This window comes from Rhizobium sp. CB2179, from assembly GCF_057653455.1.
Genome location: NZ_CM172781.1, coordinates 3,688,695 through 3,704,145, shown reverse-complemented (window position 1 = coordinate 3,704,145; position 15,451 = coordinate 3,688,695). Strand labels below are relative to the sequence as shown.

Below are 15,451 nucleotides of genomic sequence, written 5' to 3'. Positions count from 1 at the left end.
TAGAGACTTAAAGCACTCGCGGCCCGCAGGACGCGCTAACGCATCAGCGTTTCTTCGCTCCAGCCGAGCGTGGCGAGTTCGCCGCCACGGAACCGGGCATCGTCGGCAACGATGAATTCGTCGAGTTGCGGCGGAGCGACGCTGGTGCCGGAGAGCATCGCATGCACCTGCCCGCGATGATGGGTCTGATGCTGGAAGAGGTGGCCGAGCACGTCCTCCATCCGCTCTTCTTGGATGCGGTCGCCGCGATGGAGGCTGATGGTCGAGATGAGTCTCTCCGGCGTCAGGGCCTCGCAAAGTGCCGTCAGGCGCTGATCGACCTTCGCCTGCGCCTCTGCCAGCGAGGAAACGTCATCGAACGGTTCGTCGACCTCGAAGGCCTTGAGCCCGAGCGTGCCGCCTTCCAGGCCGTCGACATAGAACCAGTCGACCGTGATGATATGGTTCAAGGTTTCCTTGATCGAGGGGAAGAAACTGGTGCGCGGCGCTTCGAATTCGCTGGGCTTCAGTGTCGCGCAGGCCTGAAGCAGCCGGCGGTTGGCAAGGGCGTTGTTGTAGGCAAGTTTGCGAAATGGCCTGACAGGATCGAAGGTCGGCATCGGCGCATCTCCTCTTTAAAGGCTTTTGGCGACAGCACCGCCACCTTTTAAGGCGCGCAAAGGGCGCTGTAACACCTTGAATTGCCTGCGTCAGTCTTTGCCGTCGAGATCGCCGTCCCGCCAGACGAGATGACGCGGCACAACGGGAAGGGTTTCGATTTCATCGGCGATGAAATAGGGCGGGATGTCGAGTGCGGACAGGGCATTACGCGTTGCCGGCACCCATTTGAACTCGAGATGGTTGTCGCCGTCCTCGACCCGATGGATGATCTCGCCGGACAAGAAGGGGAATTCCGGCGGGAGGTCCATCAGATAATAGAGGCCGAGTTCATGCCAGTCGCGCTGGTCGTAGCGGAAAAAATTCTCGACGATCCAGAGCAGGCGATGGACGGTCACCTCTACGCCCAGTTCCTCCACCATCTCCCGTTTCAGCGTTTGCTCCGACGTCTCGCCGATTTCCGCCCTGCCGCCCGGAAAGGCCCAGAAGGGCTCATGCACGGCGCGATGGACGAGCACGTGGCCGTCACGAAAGCCGAGGCCGGCGATGCGATAGTTGAAACGCTCAGCGCCCGCATTCAGGCGGATGAGAGTGCGCTTGGCCATGCCATTCTATCCAAGATCGATCACGACAATTTCCGGCGGCACGCCGAAGCGCACCGGCGCGATGGAGCAGCCGAGGCCACCGGAGACGATGATATTACGCCCCTCCTCGATCATATGACCATAGGCGTAGCGGTTGCCGTAGCGCGAGGGCACGATAGGCGAACGGCCGAGCAAACGGATCTGTCCGCCATGCGTGTGACCCGATAGCGTCAGCGACACACGCTCCGGCACGCGCGGAAAGATATCGGGTTCATGGGCAAGCAGGATGACCGGCGCATCGTCCGTCACCTGAGCCATCGTTCCCTCGAGATCGTCGAGGCCGAGCATCTGCGTGCGGCCCCACTTCCGGCCCGGCAGAAGCGCTAGCTGATCTTCGAGGCCTGCGAGCCAAAAGCCGCTGCCATCCTTTTCGAGCCGGACGGCGCGGTTGCCATAGACCGGGATGCCGACGTCGGCGAAGGCTCGGTGTCCGAATGTTTCCATCCCGCCGTTCTTCTGGGCGGTCCTGTCCTCCCACCAATCGTGGTTGCCCATGACCGCATGGACGCCGAGAGGGGCCTGCAAGGTGGCAAGCGCCTTCGACCATTGGCTCGAATGCACGTACTGCGTCACCATGTTCATGCCGGCGGCGTAATCGCCGAGCAGGACGGTGACGTCGCCTTCGAGTTCATTCGCCGTGTGGCAGATCGCGGCAATGCGGCTTGCCGACATCCAGGGTTCGCAGGCATGGAGATCGGCGAGCGCGACGACGCGTAGCTTGAGCCCTGGCGTCCATCCCGGCGGCGTCAGCTGGTAGCGGGTGATGGCGAGCCGCGCGAGCGGTTCATAAGCAAAGGCATAACCACCGAGCGACATGACGCCGGCGAAACCGCCGCCGAGAACCTTCAAAAATCCGCGGCGGGTGATCACTCAGTTGTCCTCCTGGAACAGCCGGAACTGCGCAGCCTCCATATCCTTTGGCGGTTGCATTCCCAGATGTTTCCACGCGATTGCGGTCAGAACACGGCCGCGTGGCGTGCGCTGAATGAAACCCTGCTGGATCATGTAGGGCTCGATGATGTCCTCGATCGCGTCGCGCGGCTCGGAAAGGCCGGCGGCAATGGTTTCGATGCCGACCGGGCCGCCGCCGAAATTGACCGCGATCATGTTGAGGTAACGTTTGTCGAGCTGGTCGAAGCCGACATTGTCGACCAGCAGGCGGGTCAGCGCCTCGTCGGCGATCTCGCGGGTGACGGCTTCTGCCCTTGCCACCTCGGCAAAGTCGCGCACGCGCCGCAACAGCCGGCCGGCGATGCGCGGAGTGCCACGGGCGCGTCTTGCGATCTCGCGGGCGCCCTCCTCGGTGATCGGCAGGTTCATCAGCCGCGCGCCGCGGCGCACGATCAGCTCCAGCTCCTCGACGGTATAGAAACTCAGGCGCACCGGAATGCCAAAGCGGTCGCGCAGCGGCGTCGTCAACAGGCCGAGGCGGGTTGTGGCCGCCACCAGCGTGAATTTCGACAGGTCGATCTTCACCGAGCGAGCGGCAGGGCCTTCCCCGATGATGAGGTCGAGCTGGAAATCTTCCATGGCCGGATAGAGGATTTCCTCGACGGCGGGATTGAGGCGATGGATTTCGTCGATGAAGAGCACGTCGCGCTCCTCGAGATTGGTGAGCAGGGCAGCGAGATCGCCGGCCTTGGCGATCACCGGGCCCGACGTCGAGCGAAAGTTGACGCCGAGCTCTTTGGCCATAATCTGCGCCAGCGTCGTCTTGCCGAGGCCGGGCGGACCGACGAAGAGCACATGGTCCAGCGCTTCGCCGCGGTTTTTCGCCGCCTCGATGAAGACCTTGAGATTGGCGCGCGCCTCCGCCTGGCCGGTGAACTCGTCCAGCGATTGCGGGCGCAACGTGATATCAAGGTCTTCGCCCCGCTTTTCCGGCGATATCAGGCGGGCGGGTTCGCTCATGCTCTCATTCCGTTTTGAATCCTGTCACACCAATACACCAAAAAACGGCTGCCTCGACATCCCATCATCGGTTTTGCGGCTTTTCACCGCGCCAGTTCCTTCAATCCCAGCCTGATCAGCTTGGCGCTGTCGGCGTTATCACCCGCCGTCTTCATTGCCGCGGCAACCGCATTGGCGGCCTGGTCGCGGGAATAGCCGAGGTTGGTCAATGCGGACACCGCATCGGCGACCGGTGCTGCCGCGACGCCTTCACCGAGTTCCTGCTTGAGAGCGATATTGATTGCTTCCCCGGCAAAGGCAGGCGCCCGGTTCTTGAGCTCGGTGACGAGGCGCATCGCCACTTTCGGACCGACGCCCGGCGCGCGGGAGACGGCAGTGCGGTCCTGCAGGGCGATCGCATTAGCCAGTTCGCCTGGGGTCAACGTCGAGAGCACGGCGAGCGCCACCTTGGCGCCGACGCCCTGGACGCTTTGGAGCAGGTTGAACCATTCCCGCTCTAGCGCGGTCATGAAGCCAAAGAGCTTCAACTGATCCTCGCGCACATAGGTCTCGATGAACAGCACGCAGGCCTCGCCAGCCGAGCCAAGCTTCGACAGGGTGCGGGCCGAGCAATGGGCGACGTAGCAGACGCCGTGCACATCGACGAGCACATAGTCTTCGCCGATCTCGTCTATGGTGCCTTTCAGCTTGCCGATCATGGGTCGCGGTCTCTCAAGGATGCGTTTCGGGAGAAATGATGTCCAACTCAGGGAAATAGGAGCGGTAGCGCGCGCCATCGCGCGTCAGAAGGCGGTGCGATCGAACGAGGGCGTGCGCCCCGATGAAAAAATCCGGCAGGGTGCGATCGCGCAGGCCGCCGCTTCTCCGGTACTGCGCGTGGGCCATGCCGGCCCGGTACGCGGCGGGAAACGGCAGGGCCTCGCGGATCAGGTTCAGCCGCGACAGGAGAAATGCAAGGGTTTCCTCGCGCGGGGTCATGCTTGCCAACTCCGCCCAGACGACCGGTGTCATGATGAATTGCGAATCCGGACGCAGTATGCTCAACGCCCGTGCGGACCATTCCCTGAAAGGATTATCCGGCCCGAAAATATCGATGAAGATGTTCGTATCAACGAGGACTGAGGTCATCACGTGGTCCCCTCAACCATTCCATGAATTCATCGGTCGTCATGCCGCTGGTGTCGAGGGTCCCGCTCATACTGCCGAGCCAGGATTCAAAATCGTCCTGTGATGGCTCTATCCTGCTGGAGAGGACAACGAGGCGGGCACCCTTTTCATCGGCAACGAAATCCACCTCGGATCCCGGGCCGATCTTCAAACGGTCTCGGATGTCCTTGGGAATGGTCACCTGGCCTTTTTCCGTCACGCGCATAGTAATACCTCCGAGGTATTACTTATCATCGAATGGGAACAAGTCAAGAACAGATTAGCCAGCCAGCGCCTGCCGCATCCGGTTGCTGCCGCGATTATGCGCATGGCAGATGGCGATCGCCAGGGCGTCGGCGGCGTCGTTGCCCTTGAATTCGACCTTCGGCATCAGGATCTTCAACATCATGTGGATCTGCTGCTTTTCGCCATGGCCGACGCCGATGACGGCCTTCTTCACGGCGTTCGGGGCATATTCGGAGACCGGCAACCCGGCGCGCGCCGGCACCAGCATGGCGATGCCGCGGGCCTGGCCAAGCTTCAGGGTCGCCACCGCATCCTTGTTGACGAAGGTTTGCTCGACGGCGGCCTCATCCGGCTTATAGCTGTGGACGATCTCCGCCAGGCCGTCGTGCAATTGGCAAAGGCGGGAGGCAAGGTCCATGTCTCCATCGGAGGTCACGGTTCCGGATGCCACAAACCGCAGGGAATTGCCTGATGTCTCGATGATTCCCCAGCCGGTGCGGCGAAGACCGGGATCGATGCCGACGATGCGAATCGTATTTTGCATGGTTCAACCTATAGCGATTGCGAAATAACTGCCATCGATATGTGAACAAAACAAAAACATTCCTGGATTTCGGCCCCGCCATTTACCGCGAATTAAAACAGATGCCTGAATTCTAGTCACCGAATACGAGAGAGGCTGCTTTTCGCGAAGATTTAAGCCTCCGATGTTCTGTTTATAGGTCAGTTGATCAGGCATGCGCTGCGTGCCCGCGCTTGGCAGGCGCGTTCAGAAGGGGTTCGTCGTACATGGCTCGGAGATTTCAATCCCTGTCCTTTAAGGTCATCGCCACATTCATTCTGCTGACCGTGCTGTCGATCGCGGTCATCGATGTGCTTGCCTATTTCGCCAGCAGCCGCATTTCCGACGAGCAGGCGCTGAAGGCCAAGGAAAGCGTGCTGATCTTTCGCGGCGACATGCTGCAGGACCAGCTGACGCAGCTTGAAAACCAGGCCAACTCCATCGCGCGCATCGAGGCGCTGCAGATGTCGATCACCAACCTGAAGAGCGGCTGGAAGACCATCGAGAAGACCGCGGGCGATGCCCGTGCCGAGCTGAAGAAGGTTTTCATAGCAGGCAACCCCAACCCCGCCGACCAACGCGAGAAGCTCATCAAGCCGGAAGGGCCGAGCGGCTTTTATTATTCGAGCCACGAGAAGACGCAGGGTGAAGTTGCCCGCGACCTCGAGGATACCGCCTTCAGCGATCTGCTGATTGTCGATCTCGAGGGCACCGTGCTCTATTCCTATAAGAAGGAAGACGATTTCGCCGAAAACCTGAAGTCGGACGCCTGGAAGGCGACCGGTGCCGGCATCGCTTTCGCCAAGGCGATCGAGAATACCGCCAGGGCGACCGATGACGCCGCGCCGACAGGCTTTTCCGGCCTTCGCGTCGATGCCGGCAGCGGCAAGTCGGCGATCTTCTATGCCGTGCCGATCGTCAAGCTTGGAGCGGCCAAGGGCATCATTCTCTTCAAGGTGCGGGACGAGATCGTCACCGGCATCCTTGCCAAGGGCATCGTCCAGGGCAGCACGGCACGGGCGGCGATCGTCTCCGGCGATGGCTCCGCCGTCGGCCTCGACGCGAGCGGCAAGCTTGCAACGCTCGATGCGACACCCTTCACCTTCATCAAGAGCGCGCTTGCCAGTTCGGCGATGACGGTGGCCGACTTCGGCCGGACGGACGGCGCGGCCCGCGCCTATGTCCGCGGCATCGACTATCGCGGCGATCGCTTCCTCGTGGTCGAAAGCGTGCTTCTGAGCGAGCTTAATGCCGGCTCGATCGAGATCGCCACTCTGCTGACGATGATCGGCATCGGTGTGCTCGTCGTCATGGCGATCGCGACCGGCCTCATCACCAATTTCTTGTTTTCGCCGCTTGCACGGCTTGCCGGCGTCACCCGCGATGTCGCCGACGGCAAGCTCGACAGCGAGATCGGCAGCCTGAACCGCAAGGACGAGATCGGCACGATGGCCAACGCGCTCGACCGCTTCCGCCACTCGCTGATCGAAAGCCGCGAGCTCGAAGCCGCGAGCGAAGAGACGCGCCTGCAGGCCGAGCACGACCGCCAGCAGAACCTGGCCGAGCGCGAAGCCGAGGCGAAGACGCTACAGCAGGTGGTCGAGGCGATTGACGAGGGCCTGCATCATCTGGCGAACGGCGATCTCGCCTATCAGATCGATACCCGCTTCCCGAACGAGCTTGAAAGCCTGCGCGTCAATTTCAACGAGGCGCTGGCGAGGCTCAGCGAAACCATGACGGCGATCGGCGGTAACTCGATGGCGGTGCGCGCCGGCTCCGAGGAGATGCGCACCGGTGCCGACGAACTTGCCGGGCGCACCGAGCGCCAGGCCGGCTCGATCACCGAGACCGCGAATGCGATCAGCGCCATCACCCAGTCGGTCCGCCAGCAGATCGCGCGGGCCGAACAGGCCGAGCGCATCGCCCGCGACGCCAAGAAGGAGACGACCGGCTCCGGTCAGATCATGCGCGAGACGATCGCGGCGATGGAGGCGATCCAGGCCTCCTCGCGCCAGATCAACACGATCATCTCGGTCATCGACGACATCGCCTTCCAGACCAACCTCCTGGCACTTAATGCAGGCGTCGAGGCGGCGCGCGCCGGTGAATCCGGCAAGGGCTTCGCCGTCGTCGCCATGGAAGTGCGTGAGCTTGCCCAGCGTTCGTCGAGTGCGGCCAAGGAGATCTCCAGCCTGCTGCAGAAATCGACGCATGAGGTCGAAAGCGGCGTTACGCTTGTGGAAAAAGCGGGTGTCGCCCTGACGGGCATCGGCGCCCATGTCGAGGCGATCAACGGGCAGATCAACGAGATCATGAGTGCGACCCGCGAGGAGGCCAATACGCTGCGCGAGATCAATAGCGCCGTTGCCGAACTCGACGCGATGACGCAGCAGAACGCCTCGATGGTCGAAGAGACGACGGCGGCGATCCACCGGCTGGCGACGGAAGCCCTGGAAATGGACCGCCAGCTCGGCAATTTCACGCTGCCGCCCGGCCACCACCAGCCGAGCGCCGAGGTGCATGTGCTGCGCCGTCATCGGTAAATTATCGATTCTAACATTGCAGAAGGGTCGCGCTCGCGCGGCTCTTTTTGTTTGCGCGCATGGTTTGGAATGGTGCGGGCGCGAACCTACATAGACGGCATCGTTCAACTGCCCGGCAGGTTTCCCATGGTTCCCTTCTCCATACTCGACCTTTCCCCCGTTGCCGAAGGCAGCACCGTGCGCCAGTCCCTCGATGGCTCGGCGCGCATGGCTGTGAAGGCCGAGGAATTCGGTTACAAGCGCTTCTGGCTTGCCGAACATCACGGCATGCCGGGGATCGCCAGCGCTGCCACCGCCGTTGTTATCGGCCATGTCGGGGCTGCGACGAAGCGCATCCGCATCGGCTCCGGCGGCATCATGCTGCCCAATCATTCGCCACTGGTCATCGCCGAGCAGTTCGGCACGCTGGAGGCGCTCTTCCCCGGCCGCATCGATCTCGGCCTCGGGCGCGCGCCGGGAACGGATATGCGTACGGCACAGGCGCTGCGGCGTAATCTCGAGGCCGGTGCAAACAGCTTCCCGAACGACGTGGTGGAACTGCAGCAACTCCTCGATACGCCGGTCGAGAACCAGGCGATCCTCGCGGTTCCCGGCAATGGCTCGCATATCCCGATCTGGCTACTCGGCTCCAGTCTCTACAGCGCTCAGCTCGCCGGCATGCTGGGACTTCCCTATGCCTTCGCCTCGCATTTCGCGCCCGACATGCTGCTCGATGCGATCGCGATCTACCGCGACCGCTTCCAGCCCTCGGCGACGCTCGCCAAGCCGCATGTGATGGTCGGCGTGATGGGCGCGGTGGCGGCGACGGACGAGGAGGCACGCTATCATTTCACCTCTGCCCAGCAGCAGTTCGTCAATCTGCGCCGCAATGTCCGCGGGCCGTTCCCGCGTCCGGTGGCCGATATGGGGGACTTCTGGTCGCCGATGGAGAAGATGAATGTCGAACACACGCTGCGTTATGCCGTGGTCGGGTCGCCGAAGACGGCGGAGGCGAAACTGACGGAGTTTCTACAGGAAACGCAGGCCGACGAGGTGATCATCTCGATGCCGATCCACGACATCGAGGCGCGGCTGACATCGGTGGAACTTTTCGCGGGGCTGGGAAATTTCATGCGAGCCGCCGCGTAAGGCGTCACTCTGACGCGCCACCTTTCCGGCAAGAAAAAACCTGGCGCTGCCGCCGGGTTTTTATTGGACACCTACCTGCGGAGATCAGGCCGAGAGCTTTGCCAGCACTTCTTCCGAGACCTCGAAGTTGGAATAGACGTTCTGAACGTCGTCATCATCTTCCAAGCTGTCGATGAGTTTCAGCAGCGACTGAGCTTTTTCCTCGTCTACCGGCACGTTGTTCTGGGCGCGCCAGACGGCCTTGACGGTTTCTGCCTCGCCGAGGCTCGATTCCAGCGCTTTCGCCACTTCGCCGAGGGCTTCGAAGCCGCAGGTGATGTAGTGGCCGTCTTCGTCGGTTTCGACGTCATCGGCGCCGGCATCGATCGCGGCTTCCATCACCTTGTCGGCATCGCCGACGGAAAGCTTGTAGGTGATTTCGCCGACATGGTCGAAGGAGAAGGAAACGGAGCCGGTTTCGCCGAGAGCGCCGCCGGCCTTGGTGAAGCTCGAGCGAACGTTTGAGGCGGTGCGGTTGCGGTTGTCGGTCAGGGCCTCGACGATTATCGCCGTGCCGCCGGGGCCATAGCCCTCGTAGCGGACTTCGTCGTAGTTTTCGCCGTCGGCGCCGGCTGCCTTCTTGATGGCGCGGTCGATATTGTCCTTCGGCATGGACTGGGCCTTGGCGTTCTGGATCGCCAGGCGAAGGCGGGCGTTCATCGTCGGGTCGGGCAGGCCGGCCTTTGCGGCAACGGTGATTTCGCGCGCAAGCTTGGAGAACATTTTCGACCGCACGGCATCCTGACGGCCTTTGCGGTGCATGATGTTTTTAAACTGTGAATGGCCAGCCATGGCACCCCTGTTCACGTCTCATTGTTCGGAATGGGCCGCCTTATAAGAGTGAAACGGCACCCGTTCAAGGAAAAAGCAGTTCGGAACAAAGGTGAGGGGATGACGTTTCAACCGAACTCCATCCAACGGAAAGGAACGATCATGGCAAGTCTCAGCGAGGCGCAGGAACATCCAGCACGTCAGCTCTGGGATCAGGTCAACGATGTTCATGCCGGCATGCTCGGAATTTCCGGACTGGACATGCACATGCAGCCGATGGCGCCGCATGCCGATCCCACCACCAACACCACTTGGTTCTACACCAAGACCGACGCCGACATCGTGCGCGCCATCAAGCCCGGCAGCCGCGCGCATTTCTGCGTTATCGGCAAGGATCACGACTATCACGCCTGCCTCGCCGGTGTGATCGAGGTGCATCCTGATCCCTCCAAGATCGAGGAATATTGGAGCTCGATCGTCGCGGCCTGGTATGACGGCGGCAAGAAGGACCCCAAGCTCACCATGCTGTCCCTCCATGTCGACGATGCGGAGATCTGGGTTTCCACAGGCAACAAGCTGAAATTCGGCTGGGAGATCGCCAAGGCCAATCTCGACGACGACAAGATGCCGGATGTTGGAATCAAGCGCCACCTGCAGTTCGCCTGATGTGCGAGGCTCCTGCATAATTCCTTAAATCGGAATCGATTTAAGGATAAAATTATGCAGGAATTCAAAGTGCTACAGCGTCCTTTGCGCGTCTGAAAAGACGCGCGGCGCTGTAGAAGCAAAACCGCCGGGCCTTTCTACTGCACGCCCTTCAGTACATAGATCAGCGGCTTTTTCGGCAGAGTGCGCATGGAGACGGTGATACTGGCATCGGGCGCATTGGCGACGTCAAAATCCTTGCCGAACATCGAGACGAAGGCTTCGACTGGCGGGCCGCGCCGGTGCATCGGCAGGATCAACGACGACCGCAGCCGCTTGATGACGCGGCTCATGCTGTCGGCGCCCATGGTCAGGCCACCGTCGACGGGGACCATGACCACGTCAAGGCGGCCGATCTCGGTATAATGGGCATCCGTCAGTTCGTAATGCAGGTGGCCGAGATGGCCGATGCACAGGCCGGCAATCTCGAAAATGAAGATGGAGTTGCCGTTCTCATGCGCGCCGCCGAGGCCGTAGCTGAAGCGGATATCCGTCGTAACATTGCGGATATAGGCATCGCCGACGACGAGATTGACCTTGGCCTTCTCGCCCGGAACGTCACTCCACCCATGCAGCACGTGCTTGATGTCAGGATCGGGGGTCAGGGTGTAGTGGGTCGTGTGCGCTTTGTTCATGGTCACGACATCAGGCATCGTCGCTGGCCTGTACCAGCCATTATAGTCTGTCGCGATGACGATGCCGCCCGGGGTCTCGATCTCGAAGGTGGAATGGCCGAGGAAGGTCAGTTTGACGTCCTCGCCCTCGGAGACGGCAGGCATCATCGGCGGAGCGCCGGAAATGCTTGCGAAGGTCACCTTGGGGATGGTTTGTGCGATCGCCTGGCACTGGCTGACCGGTGGCCGCTGCTCTTGTGCCCCGGCAAGATTCGGCGCGGCGAAGGTCGCAAGACATGCGATAGCGAGGACAAGATATCGCGGCTTCATGCCACCCCTCCGGCGCTCTATCACTTTTAACCCTGGAATCGATCCAATTTCAGGGTTATGCGCGTGTGGCCGGAGGATGCGGCATGAGGTCGCATCGGTCCAGACGGATGATACTCACAATTGCGTGTTGGTGGGGTGGGCTACCGCCAAAACTCCGGCACGGTCTCAGCCAGCCGCGGTCCGAGCCGGAGCGGTGCGATCTTTTCTGCAAGTCCTGTCGTATCCGAGATCTCCACGCCGACACCACAGATCGTCGCCGGTCCGTTCGCGGCTTCCATACGGCCCTTCGGCATCTTGGAGATGAAGCGGTTCAGCGGCTCCTCCTTGTCCATGCCGAGAGAGGAGTCGTAGTCGCCGCACATGCCGGCATCCGACATATAGGCCGTGCCGCCGTTCAGGATCTGTGCGTCGGCCGTCGGCACATGGGTGTGGGTGCCGACGACGAAGCTGGCGCGGCCGTCGACGAAATGGCCGAAACACTGCTTCTCGCTGGTCGCCTCCGCATGAAAATCGAAGATGATCGCATCGGCCTGTTCCTTCAGCGGGCAGGCGGCGAGGATGACCTCTGCCGATTTGAAGGGGTCGTCGAGTTCGGGATGCATGAAGACCCGGCCCATGACGTTGGCGACGAGCACGCGCGCACCGTTCCTGGCATAGAAAAGGCCGGATCCGCGGCCGGGCGTGCCTTGCGGATAGTTGGCGGGACGCAGGAACTGATCGTGGCGGCCAGCAAAAGCGACGGCTTCCTTCTGGTCCCAGACGTGGTTGCCTGTCGTCACCACATCGGCGCCGGCATTGATCGTTTCCAGAAAAATATCCTCAGTGATGCCGAAGCCGCCGGCAGCATTCTCGCCGTTGACGATGACGAAATCGAGCTTGAGGTCTGAAACCAGGCCGGGAAGACGGTCCCAGACCGCCGTACGTCCCGTCTTGCCGACCATGTCACCCAGAAAAAGCAGCCGCATTCCCTATCCAATCCAAGAGGCAAAAAAGCGAAGGCCGCTTTCTGTCAGGATGGCATCCAGGCTTATGTCGTGCGGCTCAGCGGGCACATGTGCCACTTCCTGGCAGTCGAATGCAATGCCGATCAGCTTCGGATGCAGGCCTTTTTGCCTTAGCCGGCTGATGGCGCGGTCGTAGTGGCCGGCGCCGTAGCCGATGCGGTGGCCGCGGGCATCGAAGGCAGAAAGCGGCACCAGCATGATCTCGGGATCAAGAATGGCGGCATCGGCGCCGGGGCCGACCGTGCCGAAACCGGTATCGACGAGGGGCGCACCTTCCGCCAGCTCGCGAAAGACGATGGTCTGCCGGTCAAGGATCGCCGGCACGCAGAGCCGCGCACCGCGCACGGCAAAGCGCGCCATCAGCGGCCTGAGATCGGCTTCCGAACGGATCGGCAGGAAGCCGGAGACGATCGTACCCAGCGCAAAACCGACGGCCTCGCCGGCATGTTCGGCCATTGCGAGGCATTTGGAGGCGCGTTTCTCGGCGGGGACGGCGTCGCGTGCGGACAGCCGTTCGTTGCGCAGCTGCGCTTTCAATTCTTTCGCGGTCATTCGATCTGCCGGTTCTGAGAGATTTGACCGAGCATAGACGGCTCGATGTCCGATGCAAATGCCGGACGCGACGATATCACGCGCGTTTGACGCCTCGCCGCGGCGGCTGCGGATCGTCAGATGACGATGCTTGTCGGTATTGTCGCGGCGCCGATGGAGAAGCCTGCCATATCAGGAATGGCATTGGCTCCGGCCTGCCGGTCCTGCTGCCGCAACTCGCGCATCGCCTTGTCGAGCACTTGCTTGAGTTCGCGCACCACCGCCTTGAACTCTTCCATCGTTTCGCGATCATCGGCCGAAATGCCCGAGAATTTCGGGGCATCCTCGGCGACGCTCGCATAGGCGTTGCGGGCGTTGGTGGCGGCGTCCGGTTCCTGCGAGCCGGTCTCGCCGGCCGCAGTTTCTCCTGCGGTATCCGTCAGCGCCGCATCGGCCCCGCTGATTGCGACGGCCGCTGCACCCGTGGTTGCATCCATCGAAACCGCTGTTGCCGGGCTGCCGGTCGCGACTGATGATGCGAATTCGGAGGCGGCGGTGCCGACCTTGCGCGCCAGTTCGGCGGCCAGACGGGCGACCACCTCAGGAGCCATGTTGGAGCTGCGCAGCATCTCCAACTGCTGCTTTGCCTCTTCGAGCTTGCGTTGCGCCTTCGCCTTGGCCTCGTCTCCTGAGTTCGCCAAGGTCTGGCGCATCTGCTGCAGCGCCTGGGTGGCGCGTTGCAGCTTCAGCACGCCTTGATCGGTCTCGCTTCCGGCGGCTGAAATGGCTGCCGTCGAAGACGTGCCGCGCAAGATGATGGAGGCAGACGTGGTTGCGACCTGCATGGACAATCCCCCGATTTTTAATTCGGGCCCCCGATTGCAATTCGGGGCATTCTGCAACGTCAGGCTTGCGTGGACCTGTGTCTTGGGGATTTAGGCAGCGCAGCGGCCAGCTGCTGCATCGTCTCCTCGAATAGAGGCGCTCCGCCGGGTGCCCAGCCGAGCGTGCGGATTTTCGCAGTGCTCATGGGATTGAGTGCGGCCCTGTCGGGAGGGGGCGGCAGCGCGTGCCGACAGCCCGTCTCGCGACGGATGGGTGAAAGGATATCGCGCGTGTCGACCGAGATGTCCGAGACGTTGAAGACCTCGCCGGAGATGCGGGTGCTTTCCGTTTCCAGCATCAGCCTCACCGCCCGACCGAGGTCGCGGCCGTGAACTTCCGTTCCCCGACGGGCAACAACCGGCCGGCCGGCGAGGTAATCGGCGATGAGGCCGTCCCATTTGTTCGGCGAGAGATCGCCATAGACGCCGGTTGCCCTCAGGCTGACGCCGGCAAAACCCGGCGTGGAGAGGTGGTCAAGCGCGCGTTCGGCATCGAGCTTGACCTGGCCGTAAAGTGTTTCGGGCTTGGCCAGCATCGTCTCCGTCAGTTCGGTTCCCTCGGGATGTTCGCCATAGGCGGCGCGGCTGGACAGAAAGACGCAGCGGCGTGTGCCGGCGCGTTTGGCAGCTTCGAAAAGCCGGACGGTGCCGTCGAGGTTCAACCTGTGGAAGGTCTTCGGATCGTCGCCCTCGCCGCCACGATATTTGCCTGGAACATGGCTGAAGGCGGCGTGGACGAAGAAATAGGCGTCGTCGAAGACGTCGATCTGATCCTTGTCGGGGTCGAGCGAAAGCGCTGCGAACTCGACCGGGCGGGAGAAGAGGCGCGGCAGCGGCGCGCGGCGCCCGCCGACGATCACCTGATATCCGGCGGCCAGCAGTTCCTCGACGACATACCGGCCGACGAGACCCGTTCCACCCGATACCAGTACCTTCATGCTGTCCCTTCCGGATTGTCCAGCGCCGTGATCTCAGGCACATCGCCGCCATCGTGGAAACGGTGCCACAGATCGATCAAAGGTTGTAGTCGCGCTGCCTTGGGATGATCCTTTTCCCACGGTTTTTCATACTGGTAATGCAGGATCGAAATGCTCTTCCAGTCCCAAAGGTCCGGCATGGTGAACCATACATATTGCAGCATGTTGAAATAAACCGGCAGGCCGTGCCAATCCGGGAAGAACGTCTCGAGAAAGGTCTGATCGGTGCGCCGCCAGAAGGCGTCCGGCCTGTCGAGCCTTTCGAGCATGTGCCGGAATGTGTCATGCGAGGGCGTGGCGACGAAGACGCCGGAATTCATGCGGCGGAAGTCCGCGAGGCTTTCGTAGACATTGGGGGCGGCGGAAAATTCCGGATAGAGGAAGAGCCTGTCGACGTTCTTCAGCACGAGGGCGTCGGCATCGATGAAGACGCAGCGCTGGTATTCGACGAGCTGCCAGAGCCTGAGTTTGCAGAAATTGTCGAGCGGCGAATGGAAATCCGGCTTGCGGCCCTTGGTGAAAGGGGCTGCCGAATGGAGCTGGCCACGCGCATGGCGTTCGTTGAAGGCCGCAGACAGCGGCAGGTGCTCGACCTCGATCAGGCGGCAGTCGAGCGCCTTCAGGGGCACGAGTGCGGCTGCATCGACGCCGCCGGTGTGGAGAATGATGATGTCAGCCCCGGTGCCGGTTCGGCGCAGGGAGCAGGCAAGTGCGGTCGCACCCATGGCGTAATCGGCATTGGTGACGAGGGTGACGTAGGCCAAGCGATGAGATAGTTGCGTGGTTACGTGCGCCATTGCCGCACTTCCTTGTTCCTGT

18 protein-coding genes are annotated in these 15,451 nt (G+C 61.9%); 3 read left to right on the top strand and 15 right to left on the bottom strand.

From position 1 onward, the window contains the following. Positions 1-35 precede the first annotated feature (35 nt). From AC244Q_RS18385 to ruvC, 8 genes are all read right to left on the bottom strand, one after another. Positions 36-599 (bottom strand): DinB family protein, encoded by a 564-nt coding sequence (locus AC244Q_RS18385; protein ID WP_113548299.1) that lies wholly within the window; start codon positions 597-599, stop codon positions 36-38. A 90-nt stretch (positions 600-689) separates the two neighbouring features. After that, the gene (locus AC244Q_RS18380; RefSeq protein WP_128406020.1) at positions 690-1,202 is read right to left on the bottom strand and encodes an NUDIX hydrolase; all 513 of its coding nucleotides are present in this window, start codon (positions 1,200-1,202) and stop codon (positions 690-692) included. 6 nt (positions 1,203-1,208) lie between these two features. After that, a complete protein-coding gene (locus tag AC244Q_RS18375; RefSeq protein WP_012758866.1) occupies positions 1,209-2,111 on the bottom strand; it encodes a metallophosphoesterase in 903 nt (300 codons plus the stop codon). Beyond that, positions 2,112-3,152, bottom strand: a complete 1,041-nt coding sequence (gene ruvB / locus AC244Q_RS18370; protein WP_003552548.1) for a Holliday junction branch migration DNA helicase RuvB — start codon at positions 3,150-3,152, stop codon at positions 2,112-2,114. An 83-nt stretch (positions 3,153-3,235) separates the two neighbouring features. Then, complete coding sequence (gene ruvA, locus AC244Q_RS18365) at positions 3,236-3,850, bottom strand: Holliday junction branch migration protein RuvA (protein WP_012758865.1); 615 nt, start codon at positions 3,848-3,850, stop codon at positions 3,236-3,238. A 13-nt stretch (positions 3,851-3,863) separates the two neighbouring features. Continuing rightward, entirely contained in the window at positions 3,864-4,280 is a 417-nt protein-coding gene (locus AC244Q_RS18360) for a type II toxin-antitoxin system VapC family toxin (protein WP_017995094.1), read from the bottom strand. Continuing rightward, a complete protein-coding gene (locus AC244Q_RS18355; protein ID WP_003552542.1) occupies positions 4,261-4,524 on the bottom strand; it encodes an AbrB/MazE/SpoVT family DNA-binding domain-containing protein in 264 nt (87 codons plus the stop codon). The genes AC244Q_RS18360 and AC244Q_RS18355 overlap by 20 nt, the downstream gene beginning before the upstream one ends. A 54-nt stretch (positions 4,525-4,578) precedes the next feature. Then, positions 4,579-5,088 (bottom strand): crossover junction endodeoxyribonuclease RuvC, encoded by a 510-nt coding sequence (gene ruvC / locus AC244Q_RS18350; RefSeq protein WP_003542749.1) that lies wholly within the window; start codon positions 5,086-5,088, stop codon positions 4,579-4,581. Positions 5,089-5,333: 245 nt separating this feature from the next. On the opposite strand from ruvC, the gene AC244Q_RS18345 reads away from it, so the two are divergent. Together AC244Q_RS18345 and AC244Q_RS18340 are read left to right on the top strand one after the other, a co-directional pair. Beyond that, positions 5,334-7,649: a methyl-accepting chemotaxis protein gene (locus AC244Q_RS18345; protein WP_128406021.1), complete on the top strand. Its 2,316-nt coding sequence runs from the start codon at positions 5,334-5,336 to the stop codon at positions 7,647-7,649. 126 nt (positions 7,650-7,775) lie between these two features. After that, a complete protein-coding gene (locus AC244Q_RS18340; RefSeq protein WP_113548296.1) occupies positions 7,776-8,777 on the top strand; it encodes an LLM class flavin-dependent oxidoreductase in 1,002 nt (333 codons plus the stop codon). Between the two features lie 84 nt (positions 8,778-8,861). Here the strand turns inward: AC244Q_RS18340 and AC244Q_RS18335 are convergent, their stop codons facing one another. Next, positions 8,862-9,608 carry a YebC/PmpR family DNA-binding transcriptional regulator gene (locus AC244Q_RS18335; protein ID WP_017995091.1) on the bottom strand — a complete coding sequence of 249 codons (747 nt, stop codon included), beginning with the start codon at positions 9,606-9,608 and terminating at the stop codon, positions 8,862-8,864. Between the two features lie 141 nt (positions 9,609-9,749). Here AC244Q_RS18335 and AC244Q_RS18330 point away from each other — a divergent pair, with 141 nt between their 5' ends. Further along, the gene (locus AC244Q_RS18330; RefSeq protein WP_128406022.1) at positions 9,750-10,253 is read left to right on the top strand and encodes a pyridoxamine 5'-phosphate oxidase family protein; all 504 of its coding nucleotides are present in this window, start codon (positions 9,750-9,752) and stop codon (positions 10,251-10,253) included. A gap of 137 nt (positions 10,254-10,390) precedes the next feature. Here the strand turns inward: AC244Q_RS18330 and AC244Q_RS18325 are convergent, their stop codons facing one another. The 6 genes from AC244Q_RS18325 to AC244Q_RS18300 form a co-directional block, all read right to left on the bottom strand. Next, positions 10,391-11,236: an MBL fold metallo-hydrolase gene (locus AC244Q_RS18325; protein WP_113548295.1), complete on the bottom strand. Its 846-nt coding sequence runs from the start codon at positions 11,234-11,236 to the stop codon at positions 10,391-10,393. Positions 11,237-11,376: 140 nt separating this feature from the next. Continuing rightward, entirely contained in the window at positions 11,377-12,201 is an 825-nt protein-coding gene (locus tag AC244Q_RS18320; RefSeq protein ID WP_003552528.1) for a TIGR00282 family metallophosphoesterase, read from the bottom strand. A gap of 3 nt (positions 12,202-12,204) precedes the next feature. Then, positions 12,205-12,792, bottom strand: a complete 588-nt coding sequence (locus AC244Q_RS18315; protein WP_113548294.1) for a 5-formyltetrahydrofolate cyclo-ligase — start codon at positions 12,790-12,792, stop codon at positions 12,205-12,207. A gap of 116 nt (positions 12,793-12,908) precedes the next feature. Next, positions 12,909-13,616: an AAA family ATPase gene (locus AC244Q_RS18310; RefSeq protein ID WP_113548293.1), complete on the bottom strand. Its 708-nt coding sequence runs from the start codon at positions 13,614-13,616 to the stop codon at positions 12,909-12,911. Positions 13,617-13,675: 59 nt separating this feature from the next. After that, positions 13,676-14,593: an NAD-dependent epimerase/dehydratase family protein gene (locus tag AC244Q_RS18305; RefSeq protein ID WP_012758856.1), complete on the bottom strand. Its 918-nt coding sequence runs from the start codon at positions 14,591-14,593 to the stop codon at positions 13,676-13,678. Beyond that, the gene (locus AC244Q_RS18300; protein ID WP_113548292.1) at positions 14,590-15,429 is read right to left on the bottom strand and encodes a glycosyltransferase; all 840 of its coding nucleotides are present in this window, start codon (positions 15,427-15,429) and stop codon (positions 14,590-14,592) included. Before AC244Q_RS18300 ends, AC244Q_RS18305 begins: the two co-directional genes overlap by 4 nt. Between the last annotated feature and the right edge of the window lie 22 nt (positions 15,430-15,451).